The sequence below is a fragment of the Nocardia coubleae NBRC 108252 genome, assembly GCF_001612805.1.
Lineage (GTDB): Bacteria > Actinomycetota > Actinomycetes > Mycobacteriales > Mycobacteriaceae > Nocardia > Nocardia coubleae.
In genome coordinates, this window is the sequence record NZ_BDBD01000019.1 from 276731 (window position 1) to 296886 (window position 20156).

At 66.5% G+C, this 20156-nt stretch carries 21 protein-coding genes and 1 pseudogene; 11 read left to right on the forward strand and 11 right to left on the reverse strand.

The features are described 5' to 3' along the window. Window positions 1–8 precede the first annotated feature (8 nt). Window positions 9–1667 (reverse strand): FAD-dependent oxidoreductase, encoded by a 1659-nt coding sequence (locus tag NCO8_RS20865; protein ID WP_067641854.1) that lies wholly within the window; start codon window positions 1665–1667, stop codon window positions 9–11. 117 nt (window positions 1668–1784) lie between these two features. On the opposite strand from NCO8_RS20865, the gene NCO8_RS20870 reads away from it, so the two are divergent. Then, on the forward strand, window positions 1785–2276 hold the full coding sequence (locus tag NCO8_RS20870; RefSeq protein WP_067641855.1) for a SixA phosphatase family protein: 492 nt from the start codon (window positions 1785–1787) through the stop codon (window positions 2274–2276). Window position 2277: 1 nt separating this feature from the next. On the opposite strand, the gene NCO8_RS20875 is transcribed toward NCO8_RS20870, so the two are convergent. Continuing rightward, complete coding sequence (locus NCO8_RS20875) at window positions 2278–2478, reverse strand: hypothetical protein (protein WP_067485129.1); 201 nt, start codon at window positions 2476–2478, stop codon at window positions 2278–2280. Between the two features lie 48 nt (window positions 2479–2526). On the opposite strand from NCO8_RS20875, the gene NCO8_RS20880 reads away from it, so the two are divergent. The 5 genes from NCO8_RS20880 to NCO8_RS20900 all read left to right on the forward strand — a co-directional run bounded on the left by NCO8_RS20880 (window position 2527) and on the right by NCO8_RS20900 (window position 5851). Beyond that, complete coding sequence (locus NCO8_RS20880) at window positions 2527–2895, forward strand: VOC family protein (protein ID WP_067642096.1); 369 nt, start codon at window positions 2527–2529, stop codon at window positions 2893–2895. 86 nt (window positions 2896–2981) lie between these two features. Next, entirely contained in the window at window positions 2982–3443 is a 462-nt protein-coding gene (locus tag NCO8_RS20885; protein ID WP_067641856.1) for a MerR family transcriptional regulator, read from the forward strand. Then, the gene (locus tag NCO8_RS20890) at window positions 3440–4450 is read left to right on the forward strand and encodes an aldo/keto reductase (protein WP_067641857.1); all 1011 of its coding nucleotides are present in this window, start codon (window positions 3440–3442) and stop codon (window positions 4448–4450) included. The genes NCO8_RS20885 and NCO8_RS20890 overlap by 4 nt, the downstream gene beginning before the upstream one ends. 100 nt (window positions 4451–4550) lie before the next feature. After that, window positions 4551–4865, forward strand: a complete 315-nt coding sequence (locus NCO8_RS20895; protein ID WP_067641858.1) for a GNAT family N-acetyltransferase — start codon at window positions 4551–4553, stop codon at window positions 4863–4865. Next, the gene (locus NCO8_RS20900) at window positions 4862–5851 is read left to right on the forward strand and encodes a pirin family protein (RefSeq protein WP_067641859.1); all 990 of its coding nucleotides are present in this window, start codon (window positions 4862–4864) and stop codon (window positions 5849–5851) included. The genes NCO8_RS20895 and NCO8_RS20900 overlap by 4 nt, the downstream gene beginning before the upstream one ends. 34 nt (window positions 5852–5885) lie before the next feature. Here the strand turns inward: NCO8_RS20900 and NCO8_RS20905 are convergent, their stop codons facing one another. Both NCO8_RS20905 and NCO8_RS20910 read right to left on the reverse strand, forming a co-directional pair. After that, window positions 5886–6365: an SRPBCC family protein gene (locus NCO8_RS20905; RefSeq protein ID WP_067485115.1), complete on the reverse strand. Its 480-nt coding sequence runs from the start codon at window positions 6363–6365 to the stop codon at window positions 5886–5888. Further along, window positions 6362–6694, reverse strand: coding sequence for an ArsR/SmtB family transcription factor (locus NCO8_RS20910; RefSeq protein ID WP_067485870.1), 333 nt, complete (start codon window positions 6692–6694; stop codon window positions 6362–6364). Before NCO8_RS20910 ends, NCO8_RS20905 begins: the two co-directional genes overlap by 4 nt. Window positions 6695–6820: 126 nt before the next feature. Between NCO8_RS20910 and NCO8_RS20915 the strand changes: the two genes are divergently transcribed. Next, a complete protein-coding gene (locus tag NCO8_RS20915; RefSeq protein ID WP_067641860.1) occupies window positions 6821–8077 on the forward strand; it encodes an FAD-dependent oxidoreductase in 1257 nt (418 codons plus the stop codon). A 157-nt stretch (window positions 8078–8234) separates the two neighbouring features. After that, entirely contained in the window at window positions 8235–8861 is a 627-nt protein-coding gene (locus NCO8_RS20920; protein ID WP_067641861.1) for a DUF8020 domain-containing protein, read from the forward strand. 80 nt (window positions 8862–8941) lie between these two features. On the opposite strand, the gene NCO8_RS20925 is transcribed toward NCO8_RS20920, so the two are convergent. Then, window positions 8942–9472: a CGNR zinc finger domain-containing protein gene (locus NCO8_RS20925; protein ID WP_067641862.1), complete on the reverse strand. Its 531-nt coding sequence runs from the start codon at window positions 9470–9472 to the stop codon at window positions 8942–8944. A 38-nt stretch (window positions 9473–9510) separates the two neighbouring features. Between NCO8_RS20925 and NCO8_RS20930 the strand changes: the two genes are divergently transcribed. Then, a complete protein-coding gene (locus NCO8_RS20930; protein ID WP_067641863.1) occupies window positions 9511–10494 on the forward strand; it encodes an EamA family transporter in 984 nt (327 codons plus the stop codon). A 99-nt stretch (window positions 10495–10593) separates the two neighbouring features. Here the strand turns inward: NCO8_RS20930 and cynS are convergent, their stop codons facing one another. After that, window positions 10594–11043 carry a cyanase gene (gene cynS / locus NCO8_RS20935; protein WP_067641864.1) on the reverse strand — a complete coding sequence of 150 codons (450 nt, stop codon included), beginning with the start codon at window positions 11041–11043 and terminating at the stop codon, window positions 10594–10596. 38 nt (window positions 11044–11081) lie between these two features. On the opposite strand from cynS, the pseudogene NCO8_RS32570 reads away from it, so the two are divergent. Continuing rightward, window positions 11082–11204, forward strand: a pseudogene (locus NCO8_RS32570) (formate/nitrite transporter family protein); the annotation flags it as partial. A 2-nt stretch (window positions 11205–11206) separates the two neighbouring features. On the opposite strand, the gene NCO8_RS31490 reads toward NCO8_RS32570, so the two are convergent. Beyond that, a complete protein-coding gene (locus tag NCO8_RS31490) occupies window positions 11207–11551 on the reverse strand; it encodes a hypothetical protein (protein WP_157105023.1) in 345 nt (114 codons plus the stop codon). Window positions 11552–11702: 151 nt separating this feature from the next. On the opposite strand from NCO8_RS31490, the gene NCO8_RS20945 reads away from it, so the two are divergent. Beyond that, a complete protein-coding gene (locus NCO8_RS20945) occupies window positions 11703–11891 on the forward strand; it encodes a hypothetical protein (RefSeq protein WP_067641866.1) in 189 nt (62 codons plus the stop codon). On the opposite strand, the gene NCO8_RS20950 is transcribed toward NCO8_RS20945, so the two are convergent. From NCO8_RS20950 to rpoB, 4 genes are all read right to left on the reverse strand, one after another. Continuing rightward, a complete protein-coding gene (locus NCO8_RS20950) occupies window positions 11888–12295 on the reverse strand; it encodes a type II toxin-antitoxin system VapC family toxin (protein ID WP_067641867.1) in 408 nt (135 codons plus the stop codon). The two genes, NCO8_RS20945 and NCO8_RS20950, sit on opposite strands and share 4 nt — an antisense overlap. Further along, window positions 12292–12492 (reverse strand): hypothetical protein, encoded by a 201-nt coding sequence (locus NCO8_RS20955; protein WP_067485085.1) that lies wholly within the window; start codon window positions 12490–12492, stop codon window positions 12292–12294. The genes NCO8_RS20950 and NCO8_RS20955 overlap by 4 nt, the downstream gene beginning before the upstream one ends. Window positions 12493–12573: 81 nt before the next feature. Further along, a complete protein-coding gene (locus tag NCO8_RS20960) occupies window positions 12574–16527 on the reverse strand; it encodes a DNA-directed RNA polymerase subunit beta' (protein WP_067641868.1) in 3954 nt (1317 codons plus the stop codon). A 111-nt stretch (window positions 16528–16638) separates the two neighbouring features. Further along, window positions 16639–20139: a DNA-directed RNA polymerase subunit beta gene (gene rpoB / locus NCO8_RS20965; RefSeq protein ID WP_067485078.1), complete on the reverse strand. Its 3501-nt coding sequence runs from the start codon at window positions 20137–20139 to the stop codon at window positions 16639–16641. Window positions 20140–20156 lie beyond the last annotated feature (17 nt).

Consider the following 20156-nt stretch of genomic DNA (forward strand, 5'->3'; position numbering starts at 1 on the left):
GGGTCCGATTAGCCCTTCGCGGCCTTGAGGAGATCGGCGCGGGTGGTGAACTTGACGCGGGGTCGGCCTGCGGCTTTACCCGCGGCCTTTTCCGCCTGGTCGATGGTCTTCCAGGCGGCGCGATCGACGAGGTCGGGCTGACGTTCGGTGAGCAGGGCGCGCAGGGCGGCCCGGTCGCCGGTCGGATTGGTGAGCCTGCCCGCGATGAAGTCGTCGATCAGTGCCTCGACGGTTTCCTCGGCATCGATCCGGTTGGAGCCGATCACGCCGCGCGGGCCACGCTTGATCCAGCCCGCCACGTACACACCGGGCAGCGGCTGGGTATCGGCGAGCACGCGACCGTGCTCGCTCGGCACCACACCGCGCCGCTCGTCGAACGGCAGGCCGGGCACGGGGACGCCGCGGTAACCGATCGAGCGGAGCACCAGGCCGGTGTCGAGGCGCTCGGTGCGGTCGGTGGGAGTGGCGACGAGGTCGGCGGTGAGTTCGTTGTGCGCGAACTCGATACCGGTGACGTGGTCGTCACCGAGCACCTCGGTGGGAGTCGCCAGGTAGCGGAAGACAATGCGCTTGTTCGCCGGATCGCGTCGGCCGGTCGAATACTCCTGGGCCAGCTGATACTTGAGTCGCAGCGAGGGTTCGATGTTCGGGTCGTCGAGGATCGCCCGGCTGTGCTCGTCCAGCTCGAGGTCGGCGGGATCGACGACCACGTCGACACCCTTCAGATGGGTGAGCGCCAGGAACTCCGGCGAGCTGTAGGCGGCCTGCAGCGGACCGCGGCGGCCGAGAATCACGACCTCGCGGATGTTGCTGCGGCGCAGGGCGTCCAGGGCGTGGTCGGCGATATCGGTCTTGGCCAGCTCGTCCGGGTCGACGGTGAGCACGCGCGCCACGTCGAGCGCCACATTGCCGTTGCCGACGATCACCGCGCGCTCACCCGACAGGTCGAACTCGCGCTCGGCGAAATCGGGATGACCGTTGTACCAGGCGACGAACTCGGTGGCCGAATGGCTGCCGGGCAGATCCTCACCCGGGACACCGAGCTTGCGGTCGCTCGACGCGCCGACGGCGTAGATCACGGCGTGGTGGTGCTCGAGCAGCTCACGGTGATCGATGTGTTCGCCGATCTCGACATTGAGGTAGTACTGCAGAGTATCGCGGCGGAAGGCCGATTCGAACATCGTCGCGACGTTCTTGGTGCCCGCGTGATCGGGCGCCACGCCCGCGCGAACCAGACCCCACGGCGTCGGCAGCCGGTCGAACATCTCCACCTCGACATCGCTGCGCCGCAACAGCTCGTCGGCGGCGTAGCAGGCCGCCGGGCCCGCACCGACGATCGCGACGCGCAGGGTGCCGAGACTCTTCGGTGGGCGCACGGGGGTGGCGAGTGGATCGAAATTCGTCTCCAGCGGGTGACGCCGGAAGTAATCGGCATTGATCTCGCGGTACCTGCCGAGCGAGGCGAGGAGATCGTCCTCGGAGAAGATGGCGTCCACCGGGCACGCATCGACACAGGCGCCGCAGTCGATACAGGTGTCTGGGTCGATGTAGAGCATTTCCGCCGTGGCGAACTCCGGCTGATCCGGGGTCGGGCGGATGCAGTCGACCGGGCACTCGGTGACGCAGCTGGCGTCGTTGCAACAACGCTGCGTGATGACGTAGGCCATGGGTGCAGATCCTCGAAATGTGTGGTCGGACGTCACCTCGGGTATGAGTGACGCAGCTTTCAGTGTGCCTCGAGTGTGACTGCGACCTCACCGGTGTGCACGATTACCGTGTAGTACATGGCGGTGACCCTGATCCTGATGCGGCACGGAAAATCGGCGTACCCGGACGGGGTGGAGGACCACGAACGACCACTGGCACCACGCGGCGAACGCGAAGCCGCCCTGGCGGGCGACTGGTTGCGCGCCACCCAGCCGGCGATCGACGCGGTGCGCTGCTCCACCGCCCAGCGCACCCGGCTCACCCTGGCCGCCACCGGAATCGACGCTCCCGTCGAGTACCGCGACGACATCTACGAGGCGAACCCGCACACCCTGATCGAGCTGATCCAGCTCACCGACGATGCTGTCTCGACTCTCCTCCTTGTCGGTCATGTTCCCGGAATTCCTTGGACCGCTTGGGATCTCGCGACCAACCGCGATTCCGACGCGGCCACCGAGCTGAGCCGCAAGTTCCCCACCTCGGCGCTGGCGGTGCTCGAGTTCGACCGGCCGTGGGCGCGAGTGGACCAGGGAACCGGCGAACTGACGCACTTCCACGTGCCGCGCTGAGCTACTTCAGCAGCTTGCCCCCGACCACGATTCCGACGCCGAGCAGCGCGAGCAACACGAAGGCGACCACGCCGTTCGTCAGCCACCAGACCACGCCGAGTACCAGTACCACCGGTGCCACCGCGATGGCGGTGATCACCGGGCTCTCCTTCACCGTTTCCCAAGCCGAGCGGGCCCGGATGCGGTCGATCTCCTTAGCCATGTGATCCACACTACGTTTCTGTCGGTGGGCGGTGGGATGCTTGACCGCATGGATTGGAAAATCGAGCTCGTTGCCATCCCGGTCACCGATATCGATCGGGCCAAGGACTTCTACACCAGCATCGGTTTCAACGCCGACCACGACCACACGCCGAGCCCCGACATCCGCTTCGTCCAGCTCACCCCGCCGGGTTCGGGCTGCTCGATCTGCATCGGCCGCGGCATCACCCAGGCTGCTCCCGGCAGCGTCGAGGGCATGCAGATGGTGGTGCCGAGCGCCCAGCAGGCCTACGAACAACTCGTCGCGGCGGGCGTCGAGGCGACCCCGGTGGAGGATCTGGGCTGGGGCCTTTTCACGTTCTTCGCCGATCCCGACGGAAACCGCTGGGCGGTACAGGAACTGCCGAAGTACAACTGAGATCGGCTCGTCCCGCGAATAGGCTTGCTTGGAGTGCACTCCAGGTGGCTAGCGTCGGTGGAGTTCCACGGAAAGGGACGAGCACGATGGATCCGGAAGCGGTTCGGCACACCGACAGCGCGAACGAACGGGAGCGCCCGAAATACTCGATCGGCGAGGTCGCCGAGCGGTCGGGCCTCAGTCGCGACACGCTGCGCTGGTACGAGCGGATCGGGCTGATGAACTACATCGGTCGCGACCACACCGGCAACCGCCGCTTCAGCGATCGCGACCTGGAGTGGCTGGAGCTGATCGCGCGGCTGCGCACGACCGGCATGCCGGTGGCCGACATGATCCGGTATGCCGAACTGGTGCGGGCGGGTGAGCAGACCTTCCCGCAACGGCTGGAGATGTTCCGGCAGACCAGGGCCGACGTGCTCGACAAGATCGCGGAACTACAGAAGACCGTGGCCGTGCTGGACTACAAGATCGCCGTGTACGAGGGCCGATCCGAGTTGGTCCCGCCGGTCACGCTCACCGCGCACACGAGCGAAGGAACCGATACATGAGCACCACTCTGCCGACCACCACCCTCGGCGCCGACGGTCGACGGGTCGGCATCCAGGGTCTTGGCTGCATGGGCATCAGCGAGTTCTACGGCGACTCCGATCTGGCGGAGTCCCGGGCCACCCTCGAACACGCCCTCGAGCTCGGCGTGACCCTGTTCGACACCGCCGACATCTACGGCTCCGGCCACAACGAGGAATTCCTGTCCGGTTTCGTCCGCGAGCACCGCGACGAGCTGGTGATCGCCACCAAATTCGGCATCGTGCGCAAGGCCGACGATCCGGCGTTCCGCGGCTTCGACAACTCCCCCGAATACATCCGCGCCGCCGTGGACGCGAGCCTGCGCAGGCTCGGTGTCGACACCATCGACCTGTACTACATGCACCGCCGCGACCCGGCCGTGCCGATCGAGGACACCGTCGCCACGATGGCCGAGCTGGTCACCGCGGGCAAGGTGCGCGCGCTCGGCCTGTCGGAAGTGACCGGCGACGAACTGCGCGCCGCCCACGCGGTGCACCCGATCGCGGCCGTGCAGTCGGAGTGGTCGCTGTTCTCCCGCGATGTGGAGCGCACCGCCGTGCCCGCCGCGGCCGAACTCGGCGTGACATTCGTGCCGTACTCGCCGCTGGGTCGCGGGTTCCTCACCGGCGCGTTCCGCAATGCGGACAGCCTCGGCGGCAACGACTTCCGGCAGCGGATGCCCCGCTTCACCGGCGCCAACGCCGAACGCAACGCCGAACTCCTCGCACCGCTGGCGGCGATCGCGCAAGCGCACGGCATCACCCAGGCCCAGGTCGCCCTCGCGTGGGTGCACGCGCGCGCCGAGGCACACGGCCTTGCGGTGGTGCCGATCCCGGGCACCCGCAAGCGCAGCAGGCTCGCCGAGAACGTCGCGGCCGCCGGGGTGCGGCTCGGCGACGACGAACTCGCGACGCTGGAACCGATCGCCGGACAGGTGGCGGGCCCACGGTACGCGGACATGTCGTTCACCTCGGCGGGACGGGAATAGCATCGGCTCGGGCGCGGCCGGGAATACTCACGCCGCGCCCGGGTTGGTCGGTATACCAAGTCACGAGCGCACCTGTTGGCGGTGCGGAAGGAGCGCAAAGATGTCGGAGACCACCGCGTCGCAGGCCCGTGTCGTCCGCAACCAGGACAAGAACCGCTACGACATCTTCTACGGCGACGAACTCGCCGGCTTCGCCGAGTACATCGAGCGCGGCAACGACACCGACTTCGTGCACACCGAGATCGACGACGCCTTCGGCGGCAAGGGCCTCGGCAGCAAGCTGGCCCGCTACGCCGTGGAGGACGTGGTCGCGCGCGGGCGAACCATCACTCCGCACTGCCCGTTCATCCGCGGCTGGCTCGACAAGCACCCCGAGTTCGACGCGCACGTGGTCGGCAAGGGCATCCCCGGATGAGCGACCTCGAGGCCGACCCCGCCGAGGCGCTGTGCGAACCGTCGCCGAGCCCCGGTCCGATCACCGAGCTGTACCCAGCCAGGGAGGTCCCGCTCGGCGGCGTGCGCGGCGTGTACGTGGAACGCACCCTGCCGCAACGGGATCTGCCGACCGTCGGCGCGTGGTGTTTCCTCGACCGGTTCGGCTCGCCCACCGTCACCCGCACCGGCGCCTCGCCCGACATCCTGCCCCACCCGCACATCGGCCTGCAGACGGTGACCTGGCCGTTCGACGGGCAGATCCGGCACCGCGATTCGGTGGGTTCGGATGTGCGGATCGAACCGGGTCAACTCAACCTGATGACCTCCGGTCGCGGCATCGCGCATTCGGAGTTCGGCGTACCGGGCGCGAACGCGGGCAACGGCCTGCAACTGTGGATCGCCCTGCCCGACAACGCGACCGGCGTCGAACCGCACTTCGAACAGCACCGCGAGCTGCCCGTATACGAGGAACCGGGGCTGCGGGCGACCGTGCTGATCGGTTCGCTGGGCGGCGTCACCTCACCGGCGAAGGCCTATACGCCGATCGTCGGCGCGGACATCGTCCTCGATCCCGGCGCCGACGTGCGCTTACCGCTGGAACGCGCATTCGAGCACGCGGTGCTCGTCGTCGAGGGCACGGTCGTCGTCGACGGCATCGAGCTCGGTCCCGGACCGCTGCTGTACCTGGGCACCGATCGGGCCGAGGTGCGTTTGACGAGCACCGACCGCGCGCATTTCGCCCTGATCGGCGGTGAGCCGTTCACCGAGGAACTGGTGATGTGGTGGAACTTCGTGGGCCGAAGTCACGAGGAGATCGTCGCGGCGCGCGAGGCGTGGGAAGCCCACGACACCAGCCGATTCGGGCAGGTGGTCGACCATCCGGAGCAGGAGCGGATTCCCGCTCCGCCGCTGCCGCCGCTGCGGTTGAAGCCGCGTAAACGCGCGACCGGCTGCTCGCACAGCTGAGCAGCCGGGCCCGCGTCGTGAGTTCCGCGCGCGGTCAGCGGTTTCCGGCGAGCAGGGCGTCGAGGGCGCGGTAGCTGTCGTTGAGGCCGGTCTCCATGCCGGAGGCGAGCATGCCCGCGCATTCCTCGGCGGTGTGGAAGATGCTGTCGGTGACCACGCGGGTGCGGCCGTTGCCGAGGTCGACGAAGGTGGTCGTGTCGATCGAGATGTGGGCGGGCATACCGTCCCATTCGAAGGACTGCACGATCCGCTCCTTCGGGGTGATCTCACGGAAGCGGCCTTCGAAACCGTAGGACTCGTCGCCCTCGTGCTCCACGAAACGCCAGTGGCCGCCCTTGCGGAACTCCCAGCGCTCGATGTCGACCTCGTGGCCGCGCGCCCACCAGCGCGACAGCTGCTCGACGCGGCTGTAGGCGTCCCACACCCGATCCAGCGGTGCGTCGAAATCGCGTTCGATGTGCACTTCGCGGTCCGAGGTGGAGGTGATGACCGCGTCCTTGGTTGTGGTGCTCATTGCTCTGGCTCCGTTCGTCGCAGGAATTCGTCGAGACGGTCCATCCGGGCTTCCAGCATCTGCCGATAACCCTGCATCCAAGCCACCTCCCGATCGAACACGTGCTCGCCGATGCGGCAGTACCGCACCCGCCCACGCTTCTCGGTGACCACCATGCCCGCATCCTCGAGCAACCCGATGTGCTTCTTGATGCCGGTCAACGTCATCTCGAACCGCTCGGCCAACTCGCTGACGGTGGCGGGCCCACGACCGAGATGCTCGAGGATGCCCCGCCGGGTGGGGTCCGCGAGCGCCCCGAACGAGGCGTCTAGGAAGTCATACTGAACCATCTAGTTCAGTATTGCGCTCGCGCCTCGGCACGTCAAGGGGCGGTCGGGAGTTTGCCGAATTCGCTGTACCGGCAGCAGGATTTACTACTACGCTTCGTCGTAGACATTTCGGCGGAGGGGAAAACGATGGACAAGACAACGTGCTGCATCGTCGGCGGCGGACCGGCCGGGATGATGGCGGGCCTGCTGCTGGCGCGGGCGGGCGTCGAGGTCACCGTGCTGGAAAAGCACCCCGACTTCCTGCGCGACTTCCGCGGCGACACCGTCCATCCGTCGACGATTCGGCTGCTCGACCAGCTCGGACTCGGCACCGAATTCGCCCGTCTCCCCCAGTCCGCGCTGACCACCCTTCGCGTCTACGCGGGCGACCGCATGGTGGTCGCCGCCGACTTCACCAGGGTCCCCGGCCGTTACCGGCACATCGCGATGGTGCCGCAGTGGGATTTCCTCGACCTGCTGGCCGGGGCTGCCGCTGCCGAACCCGGGTTCACCCTGCGGATGCGCTCGACCGTCACCGGGCTCGTCAAGGAGTCCGGCACGGTCGTCGGCGTGCGCTACCTCGACGCGACGGGCGACACGCACACACTGCGCGCCGACCTCGTCATCGCCTGCGACGGACGCGATTCCGTGGCACGAGAGTCGGCGGGCCTGCTTCAGCGAAGCGAGGACGTACCGATGGACATGTGGTTCTTCCGCATCCCCAAAGCCGTCGACGACAGCGCGAGTGGAGCCGTCCAGACCCGTTTCACCAGCGGAAACTCGGCCGTGGCGATCGATCGCGGCGACTACTACCAAACCGGATACATCATCGAGAAGGGTTGCGACGCAACGCTACGGGCCGAGCACGACGTGCAGTGGCTGCGGGATCGGATCGGCGAGCTGTTCGACTGGCCGGGCGAGGCGCTGGCACACATCCGGTCCTGGGACGACGTCAAGTTGCTCGAGGTGACCGTCGGGATGCTCGAACGTTGGTACGTGCCCGGCCTGCTGTGCATCGGCGACGCGGCGCACACCATGTCGCCGGTCGGCGGTGTGGGCGTGAACCTCGCCATCCAGGACGCCGTCGCCGCCGCGCGCCTGCTCGCGCGACCCCTGCTCGACGGCACCGTCAGCACCGCCGACCTCGACAAGGTGCAGCACAGGCGGATGTTGCCCGCGAGCTTCACCCAGCGCTCGCAGCGTGGCGAACACGAGCTGCTGATCGCTCCCGCCCTGCGCGGCGACCTGGACGCCGCACCGCTGCCGCTGCGCGTGGTCGACGCGATGCCCGCACTCGCCGGACTCACCGCGTACTTGGGCGGTATCGGACTTCGGCCGGAGCACGCACCCGACTTCGCCCGGCGCCCACCGGTCGGTGCGGACCCTCTGAATCCAGCTCACTGAACTGTGGATTCGTACGCCGATCACGACTGTTGGTTGTGGTCTTGCCCGACGCCCGAGTCGTGACGGGGTAGAACTTTCCGAAAAGCTGATCAGCGGCTAAGTTTGCCGCGATGACCGGGCGTGCGTGGCCCGGTGCGGGCAGCAGGAGGATGGCGCGATGAGGTTCGGCAAGATGTTCGGCGCGGCGGTGCTGGCGGTGGGAGTCGGTGTCGCGGGAGTCGGGATCGGACACGCCGAGCCGGCGCCCGCCCCGGAACCCCTCGGCCTGCGTGGGGTCGACAAAGGCGTGAACTACGAGGTCAGCGCGACCGACGATCGGCGCGCGGTGGTCACCAGCATCGACACCGGCCGCTTCGAGCTCGTCCACGACGCGAAAGTCGTTGCCATCACCGATGATTCGGGCGCGGTAGTGGCAGCGCTGCCGATGGTCGTGCGGGTCGGCGAGCACGCGGTGCCTCTCACTCCGAGTATCGACGCCGAAGGTTCCCGACTCACCCTCACCCCGGTCGGCGAATCCGAGACCCCGGTCCGCGACATCAGCGCGCAGGAGCGGTTCTTCGCCGAAACCCAACGGCTGCAGCCGGAGATCATCCAGGGCGCGGCGATCGGTGCTGCCATCGGATTCGTTCTCGGCTTCCCCCTCGGGCTGTTCGTCCTCGACTTCATCACGGTGCCCGTGGCGACCGTCGCCGGTGCCGCCATCGGTGCGCTCGCGGGGTACGCCATGGCCGGTGGTCAGCCGGCGATCGATACCGCGATCGCCTACGTCACCGGGGCACCCTGAATCTGCACCCACGATCCCGCGTCATATCGAGGTAAGACGCGGGATCGGTAGCGCTCATCCCGTTTCGGGCGCCGACCGCATCAACGCTGACGTGCGCGATATGCGGCGACTGCGTTGCGGTTGCCGCAGGTGGTGCTGCAGTAGCGCTTCGAGCGGTTGCGGGACAGGTCGAGGACCAGGCCTGCACAGTCGTCGTCGGCACAGATCGAGAGGCGGCTCAGGTCGTCGGCCCGGATGACATCGATCATCGCCATGGCGGTTTCCACCGCGATGCGCACCGGGAGCGCGGCCTCGGCGGGGACGGCGTGCACGTGGTAGTCGACGCTGCCGTGGCGGACCAGCTGCGGCACGGCGCGGTGCTCGCGCAGGATCTCGTTCACCAGCGTGACGGCGGTGTCGCGGTCGCTGGTCAGCAACCGGCGCAGCGGGCCGCGCAGGGCGCGCACCTCGGAGAGTTCCGCCGCGTCGCTCCGGTGCGCGCCCGTGTAGTCGTGCCGGACGAAGAACTCGTCGAGCTGGGCGATCTCGGTGAGTGTGTCCGGCTCGACGGCGGAATTCACCAGCTCCACAGCCGACAGCAGCGCCGCCTCGGTGTCATGAGCAAAAACCATGTTGACAGATTACGCCATGGTTCCTACCGTCATTAGTCATGGAGACTTTGACCCATGACGCGGCGGCCCGGCGGCTGCGCACCGGCTTGCTCTTCGCCCTCGCCTCGGCCACCTCGTTCGGGCTCTCCGGACCGCTCGCGCGTGGGTTGATGAACGCGGGCTGGAGCGCTGCCGCGGTGGTCGCTGTTCGGGTACTGCTCGCGGGCGTCGTGTTGTTGCCGCTGGCCTGGCCGCATCTGCGCGACAACCGGAAGCTGTTGCGCGACAACGCGAAACTCATCGTCGCCTATGGTTTGGTCGCCGTAGCGGGCACGCAGCTCGCCTATTTCAACGCGGTCGCGCGCATGGAGGTCGGCACCGCCTTGCTCATCGAATTCGCGGCCCCGATCGCTGTGGTCGGCTGGTTGTGGGTGCGGCACCGGCAGCGCCCCGGCGCGGCGACCGTCGCCGGTGCGATTCTCGGTATCACCGGCCTGATGCTGGTGCTCGACGTGGTCTCCGGCGTCTCCACCGACCCCGTCGGCATCGTCTGGGCCCTCGGCTCGATGGTCGGCGCGGCAACCTATTTCGTGCTCTCCGACCAGGGCAGCGACCTGCCCGGCACCGTCCTCGCCGCAGGCGGTCTCCTCATCGGCGGCGTGGTCCTGCTCGCGGCCGGAACCATCGGCATCGTCCCCCTGCGCGCCACCACGAACCCCGTCGTCTTCGACGATTTCACCACCCCCTGGTGGCTGCCGATCCTCCTCATCGGCATCGTCACGGCCGCCATCTCCTACGTCACCGGCATCGCCGCCACCCGCCGCCTCGGCTCCCGCCTGGCCTCCTTCGTAGCCCTCACCGAAGTCCTCGCCGCCCTGGTCTTCGCCTGGCTCCTCCTCGGCGAAGCCCCCGGCCCCATCCAACTCCTCGGCGGCGCCTTGATCCTCCTGGGCGTCATCGCCGTCCGCCTCGGCGAACCCGCCGTCACCACTCTCGGCGACCCCGAATCCCCCACCGCCGAACCCCAACTCGACCGGTCATGAGTCCTGTCCTCGGTCATCCGAGGACACGCGGTGCCCGCGTCCTCGCTGCTCGGCCGCGGCAGCAAGCAGGCTGCGGGCAATTTGCTCGAAGTCGCTCGCTCACCAGCGATAGTCGAGAAACTTGCCGTCCAGGGTGATGACGACACGGTCGCCGTCGGGGTGGGGCCGGCGAGCGATGTCGATGTTGAAGTTGATGGCGCTCATGATGCCGTCGCCGAACTCCTCGTGGATGAGTGCCTTGAGCGCCGGACCGTAGACCGAGACCGCCTCGACCAGGCGGTAGATGGTGGGGTCGGACAGTTGCGCCGGGTCGGCACTGCGGGACGGTTGCAGGCGCAGGCTTTCGGCGACGGTGTCGTCGAGGTCGAGCAGCGCGCAGACGGCGGCCGCCTGCTCCTCGGTCATCGGGTGCTGGCCGAGCAGGGCCGCGGTCGTCCAGACCAGTGGTGCGCCGATCGACTCCGCGATGCTCGCCCACGTGATGCCCTTGCGGAGACGGGCGGCGACGATCAGATCGGCGGCGGCGGACTTGGGCAGGATCGGTTGCATGCGGGCTCCTCGATTCGGGGTCGCCGCCAGCCTGCCCGGTACCGCTGGCGCTGATCGCCAAGCGGCGCGGGGTCACCGTGCGCTCGATGTTGCGGAACTGGGGGCTGGTCTTCGTCGGCAACTTCGCGGGCGCGTTCACCGTGGCTGTGATGATGGTAATCGCCTACCGATCGCGATATTCCGCCTCCGCGATGGTCAGCCCGGTTCCGGGCATCGTGATCGTCAGGAGGCCGGTATCGGTGTTCCAGGAAGCCTGGACGTCGCCCGCTGAATACGGGATGTCATAGAACAAGCCACGATTCGGTGCGATTCCGACATGCATTTCGTATTCGGTGCTCAGCAGCCCCGGTGTGGTGCGGTGGTACACGCAGTACGACCGCGCGGAATCAGGGCGGCAGCTGACGACCACCTGGTCCGACATCCAATGACTCGCAACCCAATAGGTGGTGAACGCGGACGCCAGTACGCCGATCACAGCGAACACGACCACGACTACCTGAGACCTCACGTGGCGAAATCTACGCGTACCGACCGCTGACAGCCACACTGATTCCGCTTGGAACATGTCATCGACAGGCTCCAGAAAAGACGAGCGGAGGCAGGGGGACGGTAGTGGTGCCGGTACTCTGGATTGATCCCCATGCGGTGCGATCCAGGCGGTGAACGTGCACGATCCGATGGCAGAAGTCGAGCGGGCGCTGGCCGCGCGGGTCGGGTGGAACCGGCTCGATGACCATCTGATCTACGCCTGCGAGATGCTGTCGCGGCGATCCGATCCGATCTACCTTCCGGAAGGCCAGACACGTTCCGTCAGCCATTCTGACCACCTACGATCGCCAGAAACCTAAGGAACGACGTTGATGTAGTCGAGCCCCGCGGTGCGGACCGCACGGAAGTGGTGGTCGGCCGATGCTATATCCCGGACTTGTAGGCGCTCGGCGACGGCGATCAATGAGGCATCGGCGGCACCGAGTGGGAAGCTGGCGAACTGCTTCATCAGCTCGACGATGCGGGTCGCGTCGGCGGGCTCGAACTCCTCGCAGAACACACCATCACGCACCGTCTCCATGAACTGGATCTCGGCATGCGCACCAGCATATTTCTGCAGCAGGTAGGTCACCTCAGCAACGATGTAGGGCGTCACAATGAAGGTGTCGGTCCGCGAGGATACGTAGTCTTTCATTTCGGCGTGACGCTTGTCCCTGCGATTCATCACCGCGACAAGCACATTCGCGTCAACTATCAGGGTCACTGCGAATCGAACAATTCGTCGTCCATACGCTCGCTGAGGTCTTCCGGTCCGTCGAAGGTCGGCAGCGCCGCAAGCCGGTCAGGGGTGCTGGACTTGACCAGGCGCAGCAATGCCTCGCGAGCCGCCGGGGCGGTCTCGGGTCGTAGCTGCTCGACCAACCGGTGTAGCTCGGGGTAGTGGTCATAGGCCGCGGTCATGAGTCCACGATACCGAAGCACGGCGGCCACTGAACGACGAACGCCCCGCTCCTCGAAAGGAGCGGGGCGTTCGGTTACTGCTTAGCGGTAGTCGCTGAAGCCGTAGTCGTCCAGCGGCACCGCGGCACCGGTGGAGGAGCCGAAGCTGTCCGGCGAGTAGTAGGTGTCGTCGTAGGACGGCACCGCGTACGCGGCGGCACGGGCTTCTTCGGTCGGCTGCACCTGGATGTTGCGGTAACGGTTGATACCGGTACCGGCCGGGATGAGCTTACCGATGATCACGTTCTCCTTCAGGCCGATCAGCTTGTCGGAGCGGCAGTTGATGGCCGCGTCCGTCAGCACTCGGGTGGTCTCCTGGAAGGAGGCCGCCGACAGCCACGAATCGGTGGCCAGCGACGCCTTGGTGATACCCATCAGCACCGGACGGCCGGAGGCGGGCTCGCCACCCTCGGCGACCACGCGACGGTTCGAGGCCTCGAACTCGGCACGCTCGGTGAGCGAACCGGGCAGGAACTCGGTGGCACCCGAATCGATGATCGTCACGCGACGCAGCATCTGGCGCACGATGACCTCGATGTGCTTGTCGTGGATCGACACACCCTGTGAGCGGTAGACCTCCTGGACCTCGTGGACCAGGTGGACCTGCACCTGACGGGGACCCATCACGCGCAGCACCTCGTGCGGATCGGCAGCGCCCTCGAGCAGCTGCTGACCCACCTCCACGTGGTCACCGTCGGCCAGCAGGCGCTCGGAGCCGTCGTCATGCTTGAACACACGCAGACGCTGACGCTTCGAGAGCTTGTCGTAGACGACTTCCTCCGACCCGTCATCAGGGATGATCGTGATCTTGTAGAAGCGGTCGTCGTCCTCGAGCCGCACGCGACCCGAGACCTCGGCGATGGGCGCCTTGCCCTTGGGCACACGAGCTTCGAAGAGCTCCTGCACACGGGGCAGACCGCCGGTGATGTCGTCACCCGCGACACCACCCTGGTGGAAGGTACGCATGGTCAGCTGGGTACCGGGCTCACCGATGGACTGGGCGGCGACGATGCCGACGGCCTCGCCGATATCGACCAGCTTGCCGGTGGCCATCGAACGGCCGTAGCAGGTAGCGCAGACGCCGGTGCCGGTGGTGCAGGTCAGCACGGAGCGGACCTTCACCTCGGTGATACCGGCCTCGAGCAGCGCCTCGAGCGCGGGATCGCCGAGGTCGGCGCCCTTCGCCACGATGACGTTGCCGTTCGCGTCGACCGCATCCTGTGCCAGGGTGCGGGCGAAGGTCGAGGTCTCGACGTGCGCGTCACGGATGATCGTGCCGTCGGCCTGCTTCTCCGCGATCGGCACCACGATGCCGCGCTCGGTGCCACAGTCGTGCTCGCGCACGATCACGTCCTGCGACACGTCGACCAGACGACGGGTCAGGTAACCCGAGTCGGCGGTACGCAGCGCCGTGTCGGCCAGACCCTTACGAGCACCGTGGGTGTTGATGAAGTACTCGAGCACGGTCAGGCCCTCACGGAACGAGGACTTGATCGGGCGCGGGATGAACTCACCCTTCGGGTTCGTCACCAGGCCCTTCATACCGGCGAGGGTACGGGTCTGGGTGAAGTTACCCGTGGCACCCGAGTCGACGATCGTGATGATCGGGTTGTCGGCCGGGTAGTGGGTGCGCAGCGCCGCACCGACCTCTTCGGTCGCTTCCTGCCAGATCTTGACCAGGGCGTTGTTGCGCTCCTGGTGATCGAGAGCACCACGCTGGTACTTCTTCTCGATCTGGTCGGCCATGCCCTCGTAGCGCTCCATGATGTCGGCCTTCTCCGGCGGAACGAGCACGTCCGACATGGAGACGGTGACACCCGAACGCGTGGCCCAGTAGAAGCCGGCGTCCTTGAGCTTGTCGACGGTCTGCGCGACGACGATCATCGGGTAACGCTCGGCCAGATCGTTGATGATCGTGGCCTGACGCTTCTTCGGCATCGGCTCGTTGATGAACGCGTAGTCCGCCGGGAGCAGCTCGTTGAAGATCACGCGACCGAGCGTGGTCTCGGCGAGCCAGGCATCGCCACGGTGCCAGCCCTCGGGGAACAGCTCCGCCTCGATCTCCTTCGGCGGGCGCTGCTCGGTGAGCCGCACCTTGATCAGCGAACGCACGGTGAGCTCACCGCGGTCGACGGCCATCTGCGCCTCGGCGGGCGAGGAGTACACGCCGAACTCCGGGGTGTCCTTGCCGCCGGCCCGGTAGGTGCCGACACCGTTCTCGTCGAGACGAGTCAGGTAGAACAGGCCGGTCACCATGTCCAGACGCGGCATCGCCAGCGGGCGACCCGACGCCGGGGACAGGATGTTGTTCGACGACAGCATCAGGATGCGCGCCTCGGCCTGCGCCTCCGCCGACAGCGGCAGGTGCACGGCCATCTGGTCACCGTCGAAGTCGGCGTTGAACGCCTCACACACCAGCGGGTGCAGCTGGATGGCCTTGCCTTCCACCAGCTGCGGCTCGAAGGCCTGGATACCGAGGCGGTGCAGGGTGGGCGCACGGTTCAGCATCACCGGGTGCTCGGCGATGACCTCTTCGAGGACATCCCACACCTGGGGACGCTGACGCTCGACCATCCGCTTGGCGGACTTGATGTTCTGCGCGTGGTTGAGATCCACCAGACGCTTCATGACGAACGGCTTGAACAGCTCGAGCGCCATCAGCTTCGGCAGACCACACTGGTGCAGCTTCAGCTGCGGACCGACCACGATGACCGAACGGCCCGAGTAGTCGACACGCTTACCGAGCAGGTTCTGACGGAAACGACCCTGCTTGCCCTTGAGCAGATCGCTCAGCGACTTCAGCGGGCGGTTACCCGGACCGGTGACCGGGCGACCACGACGACCGTTGTCGAACAGCGCGTCGACGGACTCCTGCAGCATCCGCTTCTCGTTGTTGACGATGATCTCGGGCGCACCAAGATCGATCAGTCGCTTGAGGCGGTTGTTGCGGTTGATCACGCGGCGGTACAGGTCGTTCAGGTCGGAGGTGGCGAAGCGGCCACCGTCGAGCTGAACCATCGGGCGCAGCTCCGGCGGGATCACCGGAACGGCGTCGAGCACCATGCCCATGGGCGAGTTGCCGTTGGCCTGGAAGGCCGCGACGACCTTGAGGCGCTTGAGCGCGCGCAGCTTCTTCTGGCCCTTACCGCTGCGGATGGTCTCGCGCAGCGACTCGGCCTCGGCGTCGATGTCGAAGTTCTCCATCAGCTTCTGGATGGACTCCGCACCCATGGCACCGGTGAAGTACTCGCCGTAGCGGTCGACGAGCTCGCGGTAGAGCACCTCGTCGACGATGAGCTGCTTGACCGACAGCTTGGTGAAGGTGGTCCAGATCTCGTCGAGCCGGTCCAGCTCACGCTGGGCGCGGTCGCGCAGCTGACGCATCTCGCGCTCGCCGCCGTCCTTGACCTTGCGGCGCACGTCGGACTTGGCGCCCTCGGCCTCCAGCTCGGCCAGGTCGGCCTCGAGCTTCTGCGCGCGGGCCTCGAGATCGGCGTCGCGCTGATCGGCGACAGCCTTCTTCTCGACCTCCATCTCGGCCTCGAGGGTGCTGAGCTCGTTGTGGCGCAGCTCCTCGTCGACACCGACGATGACGTAGGCGGCGAAGTAGATGATCTTCTCGAGATCCTTCGGCGCCAGATCCAGCAGGTAGCCCAAGCGCGACGGAACGCCCTTGAAGTACCAGATGTGGGTGACCGGTGCGGCCAGCTCGATGTGGCCCATGCGCTCACGACGCACCTTGGCGCGAGTCACCTCGACGCCACAGCGCTCACAGATGATGCCCTTGAAGCGGACGCGCTTGTACTTGCCGCAGTAGCACTCCCAGTCCCGGGTGGGGCCGAAGATCTTCTCGCAGAAGAGCCCGTCCTTCTCCGGCTTGAGCGTGCGGTAGTTGATGGTCTCCGGCTTCTTGACCTCGCCGTAGGACCAGTTGCGAATGTCTTCGGCAGAGGCCAGGCCGATCCGGAGTTCATCGAAGAAGTTGACGTCTAGCACGTAACTTCCTTTCCCCTGTTCGGGTCGAATTCGAGCAAAAGTTCACTAGTTGTCGAGCGCGGTGCGCGATGCGGGCGCCTTTTCCGGAGACGCCCGCACCGCGCTTACCACCTAGTTCGCCAAATCGTCGACAGTGGCCGCTTCGTTCCTGGACAGGTTGATGCCCAGGTTCGCCGCGGCGCGCTCCAGATCCTCGTCGTCACCGTCACGCATCTCGATCGCGGCGCCGTCCGAAGACAGGACCTCCACGTTGAGGCACAGCGACTGGAGTTCCTTGAGGAGCACCTTGAACGACTCCGGAATGCCCGGCTCCGGAATGTTCTCGCCCTTGACGATGGCCTCGTAGACCTTCACGCGGCCGACCACGTCGTCGGACTTGATGGTCAGGAGCTCCTGCAGCGTGTACGCCGCACCGTAGGCCTGCATGGCCCAGCACTCCATCTCACCGAAACGCTGACCACCGAACTGCGCCTTACCACCCAGCGGCTGCTGCGTGATCATCGAGTACGGACCGGTCGAACGCGCGTGGATCTTGTCGTCGACCAGGTGGTGCAGCTTCAGGATGTACATGTAACCGACCGCGACCGGGTACGGGAACGGCTCGCCGGAACGACCGTCGAACAGGGTCGCCTTGCCGTCGGCGTCGACCATCCGCTCGCCGTCACGGTTGGGCAGCGTCGAGCCGAGCAGACCGGTGAGCTCGTTGTCCTTCGCGCCGTCGAAGACGGGCGTCGCGATGTTCGAGTCGGCCGGTGCGGCCAGCATCTCCTCGGGCAGCGTGGCCGCCCACTCGGGACGAGTGCCGTCCGAGGCCACGTCGATGTTCCAGCCGGCCTTACCGATCCACCCGAGATGGGTTTCCAGGATCTGGCCGATGTTCATACGACGCGGCACACCGTGGGTGTTGAGGATGATGTCGACCGGGGTGCCGTCGGGCATGAACGGCATGTCCTCCACGGGGAGGATCTTGCCGATGACGCCCTTGTTGCCGTGGCGGCCGGCGAGCTTGTCGCCGTCCTGGATCTTGCGCTTCTGCGCCACGTAGACACGGACCAGCTCGTTCACGCCGGGAGGCAGATCGTCGTCGTCCTCGCGCGAGAACACGCGGATGCCGATGACCTTGCCGGACTCACCGTGGGGCACCTTCAGCGAGGTGTCGCGCACTTCGCGCGCCTTCTCACCGAAGATGGCACGCAGCAGGCGCTCTTCCGGGGTGAGCTCGGTCTCGCCCTTGGGCGTGACCTTGCCGACCAGGATGTCGCCGTCGCGGACCTCGGCACCGATGCGGATGATGCCGCGCTCGTCCAGGTCGGCCAGCACCTCGTCGGAGACGTTCGGGATGTCCCGGGTGATCTCCTCGGCGCCCAGCTTGGTGTCGCGGGCGTCGATCTCGTGCTCTTCGATGTGGATCGAGGTGAGAACGTCCTCTTCCACGAGGCGCTGCGACAGGATGATCGCGTCCTCGTAGTTGTGGCCTTCCCACGGCATGATCGCGACGAGCAGGTTCTTGCCCAGCGCCATCTCACCGTTCTCGGTGCAGGGACCGTCGGCCAGCACCTGACCGGCCTCGACCCGCTGACCCTCGTCCACGATCGGACGCTGGTTGGAGCAGGTGCCCTGGTTGGAGCGGTTGAACTTGCGCATCCGGTAGGACTTGCGGCTGCCGTCGTCGGCCATCACGGTGACGTAGTCGGCCGAGACCTCCTCGACCACACCCGACTTCTCGTTCACCACGACATCGCCGGCGTCGACCGCGGCGCGCAGCTCCATGCCGGTGCCCACGATGGGAGCCTCGGAACGGATCAGCGGCACGGCCTGACGCTGCATGTTCGCACCCATGAGGGCACGGTTGGCGTCGTCGTGCTCGAGGAACGGGATCATGGCCGTCGCGACCGACACCATCTGGCGCGGCGAGATGTCCATGTAGTCGACCTGCGACGGCGAGACGAACTCGACCTCTTCACCGGCGCGCCGCACGAGGACCTTCTCCTCGATGAAGCGACCCTCGGCGTCGACCGGCGAGTTGGCCTGCGCGCGGACGTAACGGTCTTCCTCGTCGGCCGTGAGGTACTTGACCTCGTCGGTGACCTTGCCGTCGACGACCTTGCGGTACGGCGTCTCGATGAAGCCGAACGGGTTGACCCGCGCGTACACCGACAGCGAACCGATCAGGCCGATGTTCGGGCCTTCCGGGGTCTCGATCGGGCACATGCGGCCGTAGTGCGACGGGTGGACGTCACGAACTTCCAGACCGGCACGCTCACGGGACAGACCACCCGGGCCCAGCGCCGAGAGGCGGCGCTTGTGGGTGAGACCCGACAGCGGGTTGTTCTGGTCCATGAACTGCGACAGCTGGGAGGTTCCGAAGAACTCCTTGATCGCCGCGACCACGGGACGGATGTTGATCAGGGTCTGCGGCGTGATCGCCTCGACGTCCTGAGTCGTCATCCGTTCGCGGACCACGCGCTCCATGCGGGACAGGCCAACGCGGATCTGGTTCTGGATCAGCTCGCCGACGGTGCGCAGACGACGGTTACCGAAGTGGTCGATGTCGTCGATCTCGACGGGGACCTCTTCGCCGCCGGGGGCGGTCATCGAGCGGTCACCGGCGTGCAGACGCACCAGGTACTCGATGGTGTCGACGATGTCTTCCTTGGTGAGCACCGAGGAAGTGACCGGCTTGTCGAGGTTGATGCCGAGCTTCTTGTTGATCTTGTAGCGACCGACGCGCGCCAGGTCGTAGCGCTTCTCCTTGAAGAACAGGTTCTCCAGCAGAGTCTGCGCGGACTCCTTGGTCGGCGGCTCGCCCGGACGCAGCTTGCGGTAGATGTCGAGCAGCGCCTCGTCCTGGCCGGGCGTGCTGTCCTTCTCCAGGGTCGACATCATGATCTCGGAGAAGCCGAAACGCTCGACGATCTCCTCGGTGGTCATGCCGAGTGCCTTGAGCAGCACGGTGACCGGCTGACGGCGCTTGCGGTCGATGCGGACACCGACGGTGTCGCGCTTGTCGACGTCGAATTCCAGCCAGGCGCCGCGCGACGGGATCACGCGCACGCTGTGCAGGTCCTTCTCGGTGGCCTTGTCGATGCTGTGATCGAAGTACACGCCGGGGGAACGCACGAGCTGGGAGACGACGACACGCTCGGTGCCGTTGATGATGAAGGTGCCCTTGTCGGTCATCATGGGGAAATCACCCATGAAGACGGTCTGGCTCTTGATCTCGCCGGTGTTGTTGTTGATGAACTCCGCGGTGACGAACAGAGGCGCCGCGTAGGTCATGTCCTTCTCTTTGCACTCATCGATGGAGGCCTTGACCTCTTCGAAGCGCGGGTCGGAGAACGACAGGGACATCGAACCGGAGAAATCCTCGATCGGCGAGAGCTCTTCGAGCACCTCTTCGAGGCCGCCTGCGAGACCGACGTCGCCGCGTGCGGCCGCCTTCTCACGCCAGTCGGGAGAACCGACCAACCAGGCGAACGAGTCCGTTTGTAGGTCGAGAAGTCCGGGCACCTCCAAGGGCTCTCGGATCTTCGCGAACGAAACCCTCAACGGGGCTCCGGGGATACCAGCCTTGGTCTGGGTGGAGACTGCCAAGATGCGTCCTTCCAGCACCTCACGCGCGTCGCGTG